This is a genomic window from Variovorax boronicumulans (assembly GCF_019352895.1).
GTDB lineage: Bacteria > Pseudomonadota > Gammaproteobacteria > Burkholderiales > Burkholderiaceae_C > Variovorax > Variovorax boronicumulans_A.
Map to the genome: position 1 here is coordinate 355,737 of NZ_JAAAFX010000007.1, position 14,197 is coordinate 369,933.

Consider the following 14,197-nt stretch of genomic DNA (forward strand, 5'->3'; position numbering starts at 1 on the left):
TACGCACAATCGCGGGGTGCCCACGATATCCATCAGCGAAGTCTTGCGAATGAGATCCAGAAGTCTTGCGAATATTGCGAATTCATCCGCGCGCGAAAGCACCCGATGAAGAAGACCTTCATGGGCGTGCGCCTGCGCAAGCTGCGCGCGGAACGCGGCATCTCGCAGATCGCGATGGCGCAGCTGCTGGGCCTGTCGCCCAGCTACCTGAACCAGCTCGAGCAGAACCAGCGGCCGCTCACCGTCGGCGTGCTGCTCAAGGTCAGCCGGGCTCTCGGCGTGGACGTGCAGCAGTTCTCCGAAGACGAGGAAACGCGGCTGGTCGCGGGCATGCAGGAGGCGCTGGCCGACAACCCGGGTGGCGAGGCCGTGGCCCTGCCCGAGCTGCGCGAGATCGCCGCGCAGATGCCCGCGGTGGGCCGCGCGCTGCTGGCCCTGCACCGGCGCAACCTCGATGCCGTGCAGCGGCTGGAAGAGATCGCGCTGCGGCTGGGCGACGACCGCGCCGAGCTGTCACCGATGCGGCCCATGGCCTTCGAGCGCGTGCGCGATTTCTTCTTCACCCACCAGAACCACTTCGACGCGGTGGACCGCGCGGCCGAAGCCCTGGCCATCGAGGCCCACGCGCAGGGCGGCCCGCTGACCGACTGGCTGATGCAGCGCCTGGCCCAGCGGCATGGCGTGCGCGCCGTGCCTTCGCACGACGACATGGACGCCAGGCAGCGCAGCTACGACCCGGGCAGCAAGGTGCTGCGGCTGTCGCCCGCGCTCGAGAAGGGCCAGCTCGGCTTCCAGCTGGGCACGCAGCTGGCGCTGCTCGAGCATTCGGCGCTGCTCGATGCGCTGGTCGACACGCCCGAGCTGCAGCAGGACCCGCAGGCGCGCACGCTGGCGCGCATCGGCCTGGCCAACTACTTCGCGGGCGCGCTGCTGCTGCCCTACGAACCCTTCCTCAAGGCCGCAGAGGCCCTGCGCTACGACATCGACAGGCTGTCGCGCCGCTTCGGCGTGGGCTTCGAGACCATCTGCCACCGCCTGAGCACGCTGCAGCGGCCGGGCGCGCCGGGCGTGCCCTTCTTCTTCATCCGCGTCGACCGCGCGGGCAACATCTCGAAGCGGCAGTCGGCCACGCACTTCCACTTCTCCAAGACCGGCGGCACCTGCCCGCTGTGGAACGTCTACGAGGCCTTCTCGCAGCCCGGCAAGATCCTGCCGCAGCTCGCGCGCATGCCGGACGGCCGCTCCTACCTTTGGATCGCGCGCACCGTGTCCACGGGCCAGGGCGGCTACGGCGCGCCGAGCAAGACCTTCTCGGTCGCGCTCGGCTGCGACATCCGCCATGCACCGCGGCTGGTCTATTCGCGCGGCATGGACCTCGACGATCCCGAGATCGCCACGCCGATCGGCATGGGCTGCAAGGTCTGCGAACGCACGCGCTGTCCGCAACGCGCCTTTCCCTTCGTGGGGCGGCCGCTGGACGTCAGCGAGAACGAGAGCCGCTTCGCGCCTTATCCGGCGGAAGGCATGGACGTGGGCTGAGGCGCACGCGCAGGGCCTTCGTCAGTCCTGGGCCTCGCGCGTCTGCGCCGCATCCGTGCCTTCGCCGCTGCCGGGTTCGCCGTCACCCGGGAAGCCCTCGGCCTTGTGCTGCTCGCGGCCCATGCGGCTGCCTTCCAGCGGGTCGTCCTGGCCGATCGCGCGGCTCTGCGCGATGTTGCGGCCCGAGGCCGCGCCGCGGTCGCCGAGGCGCGCTTCGTGCAGCTCGCCGGTGGCGGCCGATGCGGCCTCGTTGGCCGGGGTGGTGGGATCGGTGTGCGAAGTCATGGGCATCTCCTGGGCAGCGATGGCTGCCAACGAATGCCTCCATTGAGCGGACCCTGCTGCCGCGCGGGGGCCGGCCGACGTTGCAGGCGCACGTAGGCGCAGGCGCAGACTGTGCGGCGTTTCAACCGCCGGCCGCGAAGCGCGCGAGCGCCATCAGGCCGACCACGAGCAGCAGCACCAGGGTCAGCGCGATGGCGATCATCGGCACGGCGCCGCCCCGGTCGACCCGGGCGTCCGCGGCCGAACGACGCCCGCCCAGGCCGATCAGGCCCCAGAGCACGGCGCGGAGATAGCGAAGGAAGTTGGACATGGGGCCTCGTCGAAACGCATGAGAGCGATGCCTGCACTGTGCGCTCCGGAAGCGCCCGGAAACAGCATCAGTTCGCACCGGAACGGGCGTAGCAGAAGGCGTCGACGGGCCGGGCCTATGCCCCGCGCCTGGCGCGCCGAGGGGCTTCGACGGGCCCGGGCTCCTGCGCCGCCGTGCCCAGCTTCGCCACGGCGACCACGAAGTCCAGGAAGGCGCGCGTCTTGGCCGGCACGTGGCTGCGCGACGGGTACAGCGCATAGAGCGGAAAGCGCTCGTCGGCCCAATCGGGCAGCACATTGACCAGCCGGCCCTCGGCCAGCAGCGTCTCCGCCCCCAGCTCCATCACCTGCGCGATGCCGTAGCCGGCCAGACAGGCGCCGTGCATCGTGCCGACGTCGTTGACCAGCAGCGCACCGTCGATGGGCAACTCGAGCCGCTTGCGCCCGCGATGGAACTCCCAGGGGAAGCGCTTGCCGGTCTCGGGGTCCAGGAACTGGATGCAGCGGTGCTGCGGGCTGTCGAGATCGGCCGGCGCGGCGGGCCGGCCCTGGCGTTTGATGTAGGCCGGCGAGGCCACGGTCAGGATGCGGGTGTCGAGCAGCTTGCGCGCCACCAGGCCGGAGTTGCGCGGTTCGCCGAAGCGGATCGCGAGATCGAAGCCCTCGGCAATCATGTCGCCCATGGCTTCGCGCGTGATCAGCTCCAGCCGCAGTTCCGGGTGCTGGCGCATGAAGCTGCCCAGCCGCGGCCCGAGGATCAGGCGCGAGAAGAAGGGGTGCACATTGACCCGCAGGCGGCCGCGCACCGCCGCCTGCCCTTGCGCCGCTTCGGTGGCCGCGTCTTCCAGGCCGGCCAGCAGCGGCGCGATCTGTTCGTGGAAGCGCCGCCCTTCGTCGGTGAGGGCCACCGAGCGCGTGGTGCGCTCGAACAGGCGCACGCCCAGGCGCCCTTCGAGCCGCACGATGGCACGGCTGACGCCGGAGGGCGTCATGTCCAGCGCACCGGCCGCCGCCGCAAAACTGCCGTTGCGCACCACCGCGGCCAGCACGCCCATGCCGTTGAGCGTGCGTTCGTCAAAGGCCATGGACAGCCTCCTTCATTGATGACATAAGGTCAATTCTAAAGTGCCATTCATGCCGTCGACAGCTTGCATGCCGACGCCCAGAATTCCGCTCATTCGTCATTCAAAGAGAAGGAATTCGAGATGCATGCCATCACAGGAATCACCGGGCAAGTCGGCGGCGTGGTAGCGCGCCGTCTGCTGGCCGAAGGGCAGGACGTGCGCGCCGTGGTGCGCGATCCCGCGAAGGCCCAGGCCTGGGCGCAGCAGGGTTGCGAAGTGGCGACCGCGGACGCGGGCGATGCAAAGGCGTTGACGCAGGCCTTTGCCGGCACCGAGGCGGTGTTCGTGCTGCTGCCGCCCAACTTCGATCCCTCGCCGGACCTGGCCGAGTCGCGCGCCATCGTGGCCGCGCTGCATGCGGCGCTGGCGGCCGCACGCCCGTCGCGCGTGGTGTGCCTTTCCACCGTGGGCGCGCATCAGCCCCGCGCCAACCTGCTGAGCCAGCTCTCGCACATGGAACAGGTGCTGGGCGAGCTGCCGATGCCCATCGCCTTCGTGCGTGCGGCCTGGTTCATGGAGAACGCGCAATGGGACGTGGCGTCGGCGCGCGACCAGGGCGTGGTCCCCAGCTTCCTGCAGCCGCTGGAGCGGGCCATCCCGATGGTGGCCACCGCCGATGTGGGCCGCGTGTGCGCCGAACTGATGGCCACGACGTGGACCGGCCGTCGTGTCATCGAACTCGCCGGTCCGCAGCCTGTGTCGCCGCAAGACATCGCCGCGGCCTTTGCGCGCTTGCTGGGCCATGCGGTGCAGGCGCAGCCGGTGCCGCGCGACAGCTGGGAGGCACTGTTCCGTTCGCAGGGCATGCACCACCCGCTGCCACGCATGCAGATGCTCGACGGCTTCAACGAAGGCTGGATCGCGTTCGCAGAAGCAGGCACCGAACACCGCACCGGCGAGATCGGCCTGGACACGGTGCTGCGCGGCCTGATCGAGCGCAGCGCCGTCTGATCGGTCTTCAAGAAAAGGAAAGACGCATGTCACGCATCCTCATCACCGGCTCCACCGACGGCCTGGGCCTGATGGCGGCCCGCCTGCTGGTCGCAAAGGGCCACCAGGTCATCCTGCACGCACGCAATGCCGCGCGGGCCGACGACGCACGGCGCGCGCTGCCTCAGGCCGAGGCCGTGCTGGTGGGCGACCTGTCGACGCTGGCGCAGATGCGCGCGGTCGCCGAGCAGGCCAACCGCCTGCCGGTGGCCGACGCCGTCATCCACAACGCCGCGCTGGGTTATCGCGAACGCCGGCGGCGCCTCACGAGCGACGGCCTGCCCGAGCTGTTCGCGGTCAACACGCTCGCGCCCTATGTGCTGACCAGCCTGATCGCGCGCCCGAAGCGCCTGGTCTATTTGAGCTCACTGCTGCACCGCAAGGCAGAGGGTACCCTCGAAGATGCGCTCTGGGAGCGGCGCGAATGGGATGGCGCACAGGCCTATGCCGAGACCAAGTTCCACGACGTGCTGCTGGCCTTCGCGGTCGCGCGTCTCTGGCCCGAGGTGCAGGCCAATGCGCTCGAACCCGGCTGGGTCGCCACGCGCATGGGCGGCCCGGGCGCCACCGACGACCTGGACCAGGCGCATCGCACGCAGGCCTGGCTTGCGGCAGGTGTCGATCCTGCAACGCAGGTGACGGGGCGCTACTTCTATCACGCCGAGCAGACGCAGGCTTTGCCTGCCGCGCACGACGTCGGCGTACAGGACGCGCTGCTGGCGCTGTGCGCGCGCCTCTCAGGCGTGGCCTTTCTGCGCTGACGCCAGACCTTCGCTCAGGCCCGGTGGCTGGACAGCACCAGCTTCAATCCCAGCAGCATCATCACGCCGCCGGCAATGCGGTCGATCGCGGCCTTGAAGCGCAGGTAGGCGCGGCGCGGCCGTTCGGACGACAGCGCCAGGGCCACGGTCGCGTACCAGCCCGCCTCGATCGCGAACACCACGGCCACGAGCGCGATGTCGAAGCCCCACGACGGCGCGGCCGGCAGGAAGGCCGCGAAGACGCTGGCATAGACGATGGCGGTCTTGGGGTTGCTCACCTGCGTGACGAAGCCCAGCGCGAGCGACTTCGACCACGGGGCGCTGTTGCCGGTGGCCTCGCCCGGCACCACGAGCGGCTGCCTGGCAGAGGCCCAGATCCGCACGCCGAGGTAGGCGAGATAGATGCCGCCCGCGATCTTGAGCACCAGGTACAGCGAAGGCACCGCCAGCAGCACGGCCTGCAGCCCCAGCAGCGCTGCCAGCGCGAAGACCACGCCGCCCGCGCCCATGCCCAGCGCGGCCGCCAGGCCGTTGGCGCGCGACGACGAGACGGCCGTGCGCGCGACCATCACGAAGCTGGGGCCGGGGCTGATCACACCGACCGTGAGGGCGGCGAGCACGCCGGCGAGGGCTGAGAGTTCCTGCATGGGAGGGGCTTTCGAAGAAGTGAACGAAATTTGCGGTGGAACCTGAAGGCGATGGTCGGTGCCGCGGCACGAAGAATCGCCTCGCGACGAAGGCCGGGCAGAGCGTGTGCGTCAGCGAAAATGGACGCCAGCCCATCATCTTCCCGCTCGATCCGAATACTAGACTCCCGTGGCGTCCCATGAACTCCAGGGCTTCATCCTCACCCGTCACTGGCGGGATGCGCCCGAGGGAACCCAGATCGACTACTGGCTGGCCACGGACGCCGGACCGCGCAAGGTCGTCCTGACGGCGCGGACCTCGGTCGCCTTCGTCCAGGCCCGCCACCGGTCCGCCGTCGAGGCCTTGCTGCCGTCCCTGCCGGGGCTGGAACTGCGCGAACTCGCACTGAAGACCTTCGGCCAGGAGCCGGTCCTGGGCGTCTATGCGCGACAGTTCCGCCAACTCGGCAAGCTGGCCCGGGCGCTTCAGGCCCAGCAGATCCCGCTGCACGAAGCCGACGTCCGGCCGCATGACCGCTACCTGATGGAGCGCTTCATCTTTGCCGGCGTGCGGGTCGAGGGCGGGCAGCAGGACGGTTCCACCCTCTTCAACGGCCGCCTGCGGCCCGCGCCCGAATACCGTCCGGCGCTGAAGGTGGTGTCGCTGGACATCGAGACCAGCGCCACGGAGGCGCTCTATTCCATCGCGCTCGACGGCGTGGACGACCGCATCGTCTTCATGCTCGGCGAGGCGCCGGCGCACGCGGCGGCGCCGGCGGACTTCCGCCTCGTCTACTGCGCCAGCCGCAGAGAGATGATCGAGCGTTTGAATGCCTGGTTCGTGGACCACGACCCGGATGTGCTCGTCGGCTGGAACGTGGTGCAGTTCGACCTGCGCGTGCTGCAGAAGACCGCCGACGCCTGCGGCGTACCGCTGCTCATGGGCCGCGAGCGCCGGCCCATCGAATGGCGCACCCACCCCGGCCGCCAGGGCTACCTGTTCGCCCCCATGCCCGGGCGCGTGGTCATCGACGGCATCGATGCGCTGAAGGCCGCGATGTGGAGCTTCCCGTCCTTCAGCCTGGAGACCGTCTCGCAGGTGCTGCTGGGCGAGGGCAAGGAGATCGGCGACGCCTACGACAAGATGGCCGAGATCGAGCGGCGCTACCAGGAAGACAAGCCCGCGCTCGCCAGCTACAACATCCGCGACTGCCAGTTGGTGCTTCGCATCTTCGACAAGGCCAGGCTGCTGCGCTTCGTGCTCGAGCGCGCGCAGACGACGGGCCTGCAGGCGGACCACTTCGGCGGCTCCATCGCGGCCTTCAGCCACCACTACCTGCCGCGCATGCACCGGCTGGGCTACGTGGCGCCCAACGTGGGCGACATCGCGGCCAAGGCCTACCCCGGCGGCTACGTCATGGACTCGAGGCCGGGCTTCTACGACTCGGTCGTGGTGCTGGACTACAAGAGCCTCTATCCCTCCATCATCCGCACCTTCCTGGTCGATCCCGTGGGCCTGATCGAAGGCGCGATGCTCGACGACCCGGCAACGACCGTGCAGGGCCCGGAGGACACCGCCTTCTCGCGCACACGGCACTGCCTGCCGGACATCGTGACGACGCTGTCGCGCGCCCGCGATGAAGCCAAGCGGGCCGCGAACGAACCGCTGTCGCAAGCGCTGAAGCTGCTCATGAACTCCTTTGCGGGCGTGCTGGGTGCGTCGGAATGCCGCTTCTTCAATCCGAAGCTGGTCTCGGCCGTGACGCTGCGCGGGCACGAGATGATGAAGCTCACCCGTGACTTCGTGGAGCAGCGCGGGTACGAGGCCATCTACGGCGACACGGACTCCATCTTCATCTGGCTCAAGCGGGCGCACACCAACGAGGAGGCGCACGCCGTCGCGGCTGCCCTGGTCGAGGACATCAACGCCTGGTGGACGCACAGGCTGCGCGAGGAACAAGGGCTGGAGAACCACCTCGAGATCGAGTTCGACACGCACTACGCCAAGTTCTTCATGCCCACCATCCGTGGCTCGGATGTCGGCAGCAAGAAGCGCTATGCCGGCCTGAGCGTCGATGCCCAACATCGCGAAGAGATGGTCTACCGCGGGCTCGAGATGGCCCGAACCGACTGGACGCCCCTGGCCCGGCAATTCCAGGAGGGCCTGCTCTCGCGCATCTTCCATGACCAGCCCTACAGGGCCTTCGTCGCCGACTACGCACGCTCGATGCTGGACGGCCGCATGGACGATCTGCTCGTCTACCGGAAGCGCCTGCGCCACCGGCTCGACGCCTACCAGGTCAACGTGCCGCCCCAGGTGCGCGCGGCGCGCATCGCCGACGCGCACAACGCGCGGGTCAACCGGCCTCAGCAGTACCAGAACGGCGGCTGGATCCAGTACGTGATGACGCAAGCCGGCCCCGAGCCGCTGGAGACCCGCCGATCACGCATCGACTACGGGCACTACATGGCCAAGCAACTCCAGCCCATCGCGGATGCGATCCTTCATCCGCTGGGGGATAGCTTTGGGGCGCTGACGACGGCGCAGCGCGGGCTGTTCTAGCCGCGAAGGGTCAAGAGGTTCTTGCGAGACAGGGGCCACGAGATTGATGCCGTGGTGCGGGCGGTGTCAGCTGTGGAAGTGGTTCCACACAGGCAGGGCTTCGCGGCGCTGGTCTGAGTTCGCGTAGGCGTGGCCGTAGGCCCATTCGCGCAGCGCGGACTGGATGAACTGTTCGGCCTTACCGTTGGTCTGCGGGTGATACGCTCTGGTGAACTTCTGGCCGATGCTCAGCTCCAGGCATGCCTCGCCGAACAGCCCAGACCGAAACGACATGCCGTCGTCGGTCAACACTCGCTGATCTTGACACCCATGCTCGCGAAGTAGCCTACGGCAGCCCGCAGGAACGCCTCGGCGCTGAGCTTGGTCTCGTCGGCGTACACCCGCGTGAAGGCCCGTCGGCTATGGTCGTCCACAGCCACGAAGATGAAGACCCAGCCGACGTTTCGGGCACGCTGCGTCCGGTCGCCAGTGTTGCGGTGGCCGACCTTGTCGAAGCGCCCCAGCTTCTTGATGTCGATGTGCAGCAGTTCGCCAGGGTTGTCGCGCTCGTAGCGTTGCACCGGCTCGTCCGCGCGCAGGTCGCTCAGTCGCGACAGCCCGGCACGACGCAGCACGCGGCTGACGGTCGCCCTGGACACGGCCACGTAAGAGGCGATGGGTGCCTGCAGGAATAGCTTGCGGCGCAACTCCACGATGGCCAGGGCCACATGAGGCTCGATGGAGCGAGGTGACTGCTCGGGGCGAGAGGACTTGTCCAGCAGGCCTGCCGCACCATCGACCAAGTAACGGGCCAGCCACTTGCGGGCAGTGACGGCGCTGACATCATGTGCGAGAGCAGCATCTGATGCGCTGGCGCCACGCTCGGTGATGCCTTGAACGATCTCCAGGCGGTGCAGGTACGTCAATCGGGCATTCTTATGGGTGTTCATCCGGTTCGGGGTTTTGAGTGGATTGGGCGTTTGGCGATTTCCAGTCTCTCAAAACGTCTCCGGGTGAATACCCGAAACAACCTATTGGGCCTTCACCGCTAGATTAGATCGCGCGAACGCTGCGCGCTCCAGCACCTCATGCTGCCGCTGCCAATCCGGCATCTGCTGCGTCACCAGTGCCCAGAACGTCCGGGTGTGGCTCTTCTCCACCGTGTGGCAAAGCTCATGCACGATGACATAGTCCTGGACGCTGGCCTGCAGCTCCATCACCCGCGGGTGGAACTCCAGGACGTTTTGCGCATTGCAACTGGCCCACCGGCTCTGGAAGTGCCTGATGCGAGCACCCCGGGCCTGCAGGCCGGACTGCCGCTCCCAGTGCCTAACGCGCGCCAGCAGCTTCTCGTGCGCCTTCTCTCGGTAGAACGCATTGAGCAGCGGCGCTAGCGCGTCCGCGCTGATGCAGCGCCCGGTCGGGTTCTCGATGACGAAGCGCGACGCGGTGAAGTGCAGCGTGGCATGCGCCAGCTTCGGCGAATGCCTCACCTCGGTGAAATAGGTGCGCCCGCAGTAACGCAGCCGGCTGCCGGTCACGATCTGCTCATCCGCGGCCGGTGCCTCCACCAGCGCCCGCTTCTCACGAATCCAGCGGGCGCGCTGTCGCACCAGCGCCTCCTGCTCTTCGAGTACGACCGCCGGCCCGCGCAGCAGCACCGGCCGGCCACGCTCCACGGTCACGTAGTGCCGCTTGAGCGTGGCATCGGCCTTAAAGCGCCACTCGATGGTCGTCTGACCGTACTGCAAGCGGGGCATGGCTCAGTTCTTCAGCAGGATGTCCAGGATGCGGGCTGCATGCTCACGCGCCACTGCGCGCTCCCAGCCGGCCAACGGCATCAGCAGCTTGCGCAGCAGGTCACGCATCTCGGGGTGCAGGTCCAGCATCTGCTTCCAGTTGCTGGCCGCCAGAGTCTGGCTCAGCGACGGGTCTTCAAAGAGCTGGGTCGTTGCCGCGCGCGCCGTGTCCTCCCCTATCAGGGCAGCCAGGTAGCGGAACACCGCCGAGTGCGCCGGCGTCTCGAAGCCGGTCTTGTCCTTGTCCGCCACGCGCTGGCCGAACAGCTCCAGCTGCTCCAGGAACTGCGCTTGGCTGATGCGGCCAGCCTTCTCCTCCTCCAGCAGCTTCTCCAGCTCCTCAGCCAGCCTGTCGAAGAAGGCCGGGTCCTTGTCGCGGCCGGTGACGATGGTGTGCTTGAGCTGGTTCTTCATCACCAGCGCCTGACTGCCCGGGCTGGCCAGCTGCTTGAGGCGCGCCATGTCGCTGGCATCCAGGATGGACACCTCGCGCCCGAGCAGGCTCTTGGCCGGGCTGGCGGCGATGTACTCGTCCAGCAACCGCTGCAGCAGGGCCGATTCCAGCTGGGTGATGCGCTCGCGGTAGGTCGCGTCCGGCAGCTTGTCGCGCAGCATCAACCGGATTTCGGCGAACAGCGTGAAGTAGGGCTTGAAGGGCAGGCCCCGCACCTCGGGCAGGATGATGTCGATGCTGCGGTTGAATTGCTTGGCCAGCGTCAGGAAGTCCTCCACCGCATCCAGCCGGCTCGCCGGGTCCAGGAAACGCTCGGCATCGTCCTTGTAGGCCTCGCGCTCGCTGACCGGGTCGTGCTGCTTGGGCAGCAGCTTCAGCAGCCGCTCCTGCGTGCTCTGCAGCTTGGGCAGCTCGGTCTCCACGCCCTGCCACACCTGCGCCGGCTGCACCTCGCCGCCGTACAGCTTGAGCGCCTGGTCCAGGTGCTCCACCACACCGTGGTAGTCCACGATGTAGCCCGCGTTCTTGCCCGGCAGCGTGCGGTTCACCCGCGCAATCGCCTGCAGCAGCGTGTGTTCCTTTAGCGGCTTGTCCAGGTACATGGTGCTGACGATGGGCGCATCCCAGCCGGTCAGCAGCATGTCGGACACGATGATGAGCCCCACGTTGTTCGCATGTGGCTGGCCATCCTGGCCCTTGCTCTCGTCGCCATAGGGCAGCGGGAACAGCTTGCTGACGAACTGGCCGACCTGCTCGGCCGGCAGGGCCACGGGCGGCTTGCCGGCCTTTAGCTCATCGCGGATGCGCTCCTCGATGCTCTGCACCTTCGTGACCGGCAGCTTGTACTCGGCCGCCTCTTCCTCCACCGTGGCGCCTGTCCGTGTGCCGGTGATGCCTGCCAGGGAGATGACTACCTGGCTTTGGAAGGTGGGCAGCCCCCGCGCGACGCGCTGGGCCATCAAGTCATCGAGCAGGTCCTTGTAGCGCACGGCCATGTCGCGGCCGTTGCACACCAGCATGGCCTTCAGGCCCTTGGCCTGCACGTAGCTGACAAAGTGCTCCACCAAGTGCGCCGCCACCTGCTCCATGCGGTCACCGGCATGTCGCCAGCGGGCCAGGAGCGCCTTCTTCAGGGCCAGCTGGTGCGCCTCAGGCGCCTGGGCGAACTGTTCGTTGAAGGCTTCGTCCAGCCTGGCATCGGCAGCCAGCTTGACCCAGGCGTCCTGGTACTTGATGGGCAGCGTGGCGCCGTCGGCCACCGCCTCGTGCAGGCGGTACTCGTCGATGTAGGTCTCGCCCCCGAACTCGGCCAGCGTGTGCTTGTCGTCGTTCAGCAGCGGTGTGCCGGTGAAGGCGATGAACTTGGCATTGGGCAGGCTGGCGCGCATGAAGGCGGCCAGGAAGTCGTACTGGCTGCGGTGCGCCTCGTCCACCAGCACATAGAAGTTGGGCTTGGCGCTCAGCACGCGGAAGCTGATCTTCTCGCGCTTCAGTTCCACCCACTTTGCGTCGAGGAGCACACCATCGGCGTCATGCTGGCCGAAGTGCTCATTGCGCTCCTCCACCATGAAGAAGTCCTTGCCCACGCGCACGCGTCGGTGCCGGGTGGCCTGCAAGACCTCGTCCGAGTCATCGGTCTCGCCATCAGCGCCGTCCTCGGCCTGGGCGGCGGGCTTGTCACCCTCTTGGAACTTCTGCACCGTGCTCGTGAACACGCTGCCGTAGTCATTGCCCAGCATCCTCACCAGCCCGGCCACCGACACCGCCTGGATGGCCCGGATGCCCACGGCGTGAAAGGTGTCGAAGATCTGCTTGTCCAGGTCCCGCCGGTCGGTCAGCACCAGCACCGTGGGGTTGGCCAGGCCGGTGCTGTCCGCGCGCAGCAGGCGGGCGAGCAGCGCCATGGTCAACGACTTGCCGCTGCCCTGCGTGTGCCAGATCACGCCGCCCAGCGGCGTCGCGCCGGTCAGCCGCCGCACCGTCTTGCGCACGGCGCGCCACTGCTGGTAGCGAGGCAGCTTCTTCACCGTCTTGCCGTCGCGCGTCTCGAACAGCACAAAGTGCGCCACCAGCTCCAGGAAGCGGCTGGGCTCGAACAGCGCCCACAGCAGTTGCTCCTGCTCCGCAGGCTCGCTGCCAAGAAGCTCCACCACCTCGGCCAGCTCGGGCGCTTCCAGCCGATAGCGGGCGTAGAAGGCTGGCTTGGTCAGGATGGCGCCGTACAGGCCCTGGCGGCGGTTCAGGCCCACGCAGACCTGGTTGAACACGAACTGCGCGGCAAAGCTGCGCTGGTAGCCGTCCAGTTGCGCCAGCGCCTCGTCCAGTCGGTGGTGGCTTGCCTTGCACTCGATGACGGCCAGCGGCAGGCCGTTGACGAACAGCAGCAGGTCCGGGCGGAACAGCTCGCCATCGGCGTTGCGGCCCACGTACTGGTCCACCACATGGAAGTCGTTGAGGCTCGCATCAGTGGCGTCCAGAAAGCGCACGCTGCGCGGCTGGCCGGCCAGGTCCTTCACCTGGATGTCCGAGCGGTGCAGCACCTGTTGCCAAACGTCTTGGTTGGCCGCCAGCAGCTCGTCGTTGGCGCGCTTGCGCAGCTCGATCAGCGCCGCATCCACCCCGCCGGGCGCCCCGGCCAGCCAGGGGTTCAACGCCAGCAGCTGCGGGCGCAGCACGTCTTCCAGCACCGGGGCGAGGTGGCGGTGTTCCACCTTCACTGCGGCTCCGGGCAGGTGGGTGTAACCCAGCCGCACCAGCCACTCCAGGGCCGGGGTTTCCACGCCGGTCTTCTCGGGGGCCTGGCTCATGCGTGCGCTCCCCGGGCCAGGGCTGTCAGCCTGTTGTTCATGGTTCATCCTCCCTGCGGCTACGGTAGCAAACTACCGTGCCAGTTGTTGGGCCGGCGCCTTCGATGGGTGCCGGTGCATGCTTCTTCATCACCTCGAACTCGCGGCTCTCATGCAGCACCTGCCGCCAGCTGCTGCAGCCGTAGCGCCTCGGTGTCTGGTCCGGGTGCTGCCGGGCGATCCAGGCGATGGCGGCGTTCAGCTCGGTCCATCGCGCCTGGCTGCCCGGGGGTGCCAGCGCCTGCTCCGCCTCGCGCAGGCTGCTGACGATGCCGCTCATGGGCCAGTGCACCTGACCGTCCGGCGCAATGCCGTCGATGAACATGTCCTTGAAGGCGGCGCTGTTCATGAAGGACGCAGCCAAGGCTCTGGCGTTGTCCATGTGCTCGGCCCAGGTGCGCAGCGTCAGGTAGTGCCGGTCGATGATGGCGCGGCTGTCGTCCAGGTAGGCCACGGCGGCCTCGCAGCGGTCGAGCTGCCCCAGGTCAAAGCGCTCCAGCAGGTGGTGCACCAGCTCATTGCGCAGGTCCACTAGTTCCTTCAACTCGGCCGTGATGGCCTCATGGCGCTCGGCGCTCATCTCCTTGCGCTGCTGGAAGCTGAACCAGGGCTTGTCGCTTGGAGACTTGTCGTCGGTCTCTTGCGCCGGGGCGGAGTCGTCCTCGGCACGCAGGTAGCCGCCTGTGAACAGGCTCACCAGCCCGCCCAGTGTGGTCCTGTGAACGCTTTCCACCTGTGCGTCTCGCACGGCCTGTAGCTGGGCCGGATCACCCGACAGATCGGCGTTCGCCACCATTGCCTTCAGCAGCCGCTCGTACTGCTGTAGGCGCAGCAGGCAGCCGCCCAGCTTGTTCTGCACGGCGCGCTGCAGCTCGGCCAGGCGGGTGTTGTCGGGGACGGGCGAGGCGGCGGCGTCCATCGT

At 68.0% G+C, this 14,197-nt stretch carries 11 protein-coding genes and 1 pseudogene; 4 read left to right on the plus strand and 8 right to left on the minus strand.

The features are described 5' to 3' along the window. Positions 1–105 precede the first annotated feature (105 nt). Positions 106–1,539 carry a short-chain fatty acyl-CoA regulator family protein gene (locus K0H49_RS16655; protein WP_219214733.1) on the plus strand — a complete coding sequence of 478 codons (1,434 nt, stop codon included), beginning with the start codon at positions 106–108 and terminating at the stop codon, positions 1,537–1,539. A 21-nt stretch (positions 1,540–1,560) separates the two neighbouring features. Here the strand turns inward: K0H49_RS16655 and K0H49_RS16660 are convergent, their stop codons facing one another. From K0H49_RS16660 to K0H49_RS16670, 3 genes are all read right to left on the minus strand, one after another. Further along, positions 1,561–1,824, minus strand: coding sequence for a hypothetical protein (locus tag K0H49_RS16660; RefSeq protein WP_219214735.1), 264 nt, complete (start codon positions 1,822–1,824; stop codon positions 1,561–1,563). A gap of 121 nt (positions 1,825–1,945) precedes the next feature. Then, positions 1,946–2,134 carry a DUF2970 domain-containing protein gene (locus tag K0H49_RS16665; RefSeq protein WP_219214738.1) on the minus strand — a complete coding sequence of 63 codons (189 nt, stop codon included), beginning with the start codon at positions 2,132–2,134 and terminating at the stop codon, positions 1,946–1,948. 115 nt (positions 2,135–2,249) lie between these two features. Then, complete coding sequence (locus tag K0H49_RS16670) at positions 2,250–3,218, minus strand: LysR family transcriptional regulator (protein WP_219214739.1); 969 nt, start codon at positions 3,216–3,218, stop codon at positions 2,250–2,252. Positions 3,219–3,338: 120 nt separating this feature from the next. On the opposite strand from K0H49_RS16670, the gene K0H49_RS16675 reads away from it, so the two are divergent. Both K0H49_RS16675 and K0H49_RS16680 read left to right on the plus strand, forming a co-directional pair. Beyond that, positions 3,339–4,208, plus strand: a complete 870-nt coding sequence (locus K0H49_RS16675) for an NmrA family NAD(P)-binding protein (protein WP_219214742.1) — start codon at positions 3,339–3,341, stop codon at positions 4,206–4,208. Positions 4,209–4,234: 26 nt separating this feature from the next. Further along, entirely contained in the window at positions 4,235–5,008 is a 774-nt protein-coding gene (locus K0H49_RS16680) for an SDR family NAD(P)-dependent oxidoreductase (protein WP_219214744.1), read from the plus strand. A gap of 14 nt (positions 5,009–5,022) precedes the next feature. Here K0H49_RS16680 and K0H49_RS16685 read toward each other — a convergent pair whose 3' ends face one another. Further along, complete coding sequence (locus tag K0H49_RS16685; protein WP_219214746.1) at positions 5,023–5,655, minus strand: LysE family translocator; 633 nt, start codon at positions 5,653–5,655, stop codon at positions 5,023–5,025. Positions 5,656–5,824: 169 nt separating this feature from the next. Here K0H49_RS16685 and K0H49_RS16690 point away from each other — a divergent pair, with 169 nt between their 5' ends. Continuing rightward, the gene (locus K0H49_RS16690) at positions 5,825–8,197 is read left to right on the plus strand and encodes a DNA polymerase II (RefSeq protein ID WP_219214748.1); all 2,373 of its coding nucleotides are present in this window, start codon (positions 5,825–5,827) and stop codon (positions 8,195–8,197) included. Here the strand turns inward: K0H49_RS16690 and K0H49_RS16695 are convergent. The 4 genes and pseudogenes from K0H49_RS16695 to K0H49_RS16710 all read right to left on the minus strand — a co-directional run. Next, a pseudogene (locus K0H49_RS16695) lies at positions 8,195–9,126 on the minus strand (IS481 family transposase); the annotation flags it as partial. The gene K0H49_RS16690 and the pseudogene K0H49_RS16695 sit on opposite strands and share 3 nt — an antisense overlap. Positions 9,127–9,207: 81 nt before the next feature. Continuing rightward, positions 9,208–9,936 (minus strand): M48 family metallopeptidase, encoded by a 729-nt coding sequence (locus K0H49_RS16700; RefSeq protein ID WP_219214750.1) that lies wholly within the window; start codon positions 9,934–9,936, stop codon positions 9,208–9,210. A gap of 3 nt (positions 9,937–9,939) precedes the next feature. After that, on the minus strand, positions 9,940–13,236 hold the full coding sequence (locus tag K0H49_RS16705; RefSeq protein WP_219214753.1) for a type I restriction endonuclease subunit R: 3,297 nt from the start codon (positions 13,234–13,236) through the stop codon (positions 9,940–9,942). 37 nt (positions 13,237–13,273) lie between these two features. After that, complete coding sequence (locus K0H49_RS16710) at positions 13,274–14,194, minus strand: OST-HTH/LOTUS domain-containing protein (protein ID WP_219214755.1); 921 nt, start codon at positions 14,192–14,194, stop codon at positions 13,274–13,276. Between the last annotated feature and the right edge of the window lie 3 nt (positions 14,195–14,197).

What these genes read in the sequence shown, in the direction of transcription:
- K0H49_RS16685 (WP_219214746.1), bottom strand. Translation starts at nt 5,655, where the DNA reads ATGCAGGAACTCTCAGCCCTCGCCGGCGTGCTCGCCGCCCTCACGGTC.
- K0H49_RS16680 (WP_219214744.1), top strand. Translation starts at nt 4,235, where the DNA reads ATGTCACGCATCCTCATCACCGGCTCCACCGACGGCCTGGGCCTGATG.
- K0H49_RS16705 (WP_219214753.1), bottom strand. Translation starts at nt 13,236, where the DNA reads ATGAGCCAGGCCCCCGAGAAGACCGGCGTGGAAACCCCGGCCCTGGAG.
- K0H49_RS16660 (WP_219214735.1), bottom strand. Translation starts at nt 1,824, where the DNA reads ATGACTTCGCACACCGATCCCACCACCCCGGCCAACGAGGCCGCATCG.
- K0H49_RS16665 (WP_219214738.1), bottom strand. Translation starts at nt 2,134, where the DNA reads ATGTCCAACTTCCTTCGCTATCTCCGCGCCGTGCTCTGGGGCCTGATC.
- K0H49_RS16655 (WP_219214733.1), top strand. Translation starts at nt 106, where the DNA reads ATGAAGAAGACCTTCATGGGCGTGCGCCTGCGCAAGCTGCGCGCGGAA.
- K0H49_RS16710 (WP_219214755.1), bottom strand. Translation starts at nt 14,194, where the DNA reads ATGGACGCCGCCGCCTCGCCCGTCCCCGACAACACCCGCCTGGCCGAG.
- K0H49_RS16700 (WP_219214750.1), bottom strand. Translation starts at nt 9,936, where the DNA reads ATGCCCCGCTTGCAGTACGGTCAGACGACCATCGAGTGGCGCTTTAAG.
- K0H49_RS16670 (WP_219214739.1), bottom strand. Translation starts at nt 3,218, where the DNA reads ATGGCCTTTGACGAACGCACGCTCAACGGCATGGGCGTGCTGGCCGCG.
- K0H49_RS16675 (WP_219214742.1), top strand. Translation starts at nt 3,339, where the DNA reads ATGCATGCCATCACAGGAATCACCGGGCAAGTCGGCGGCGTGGTAGCG.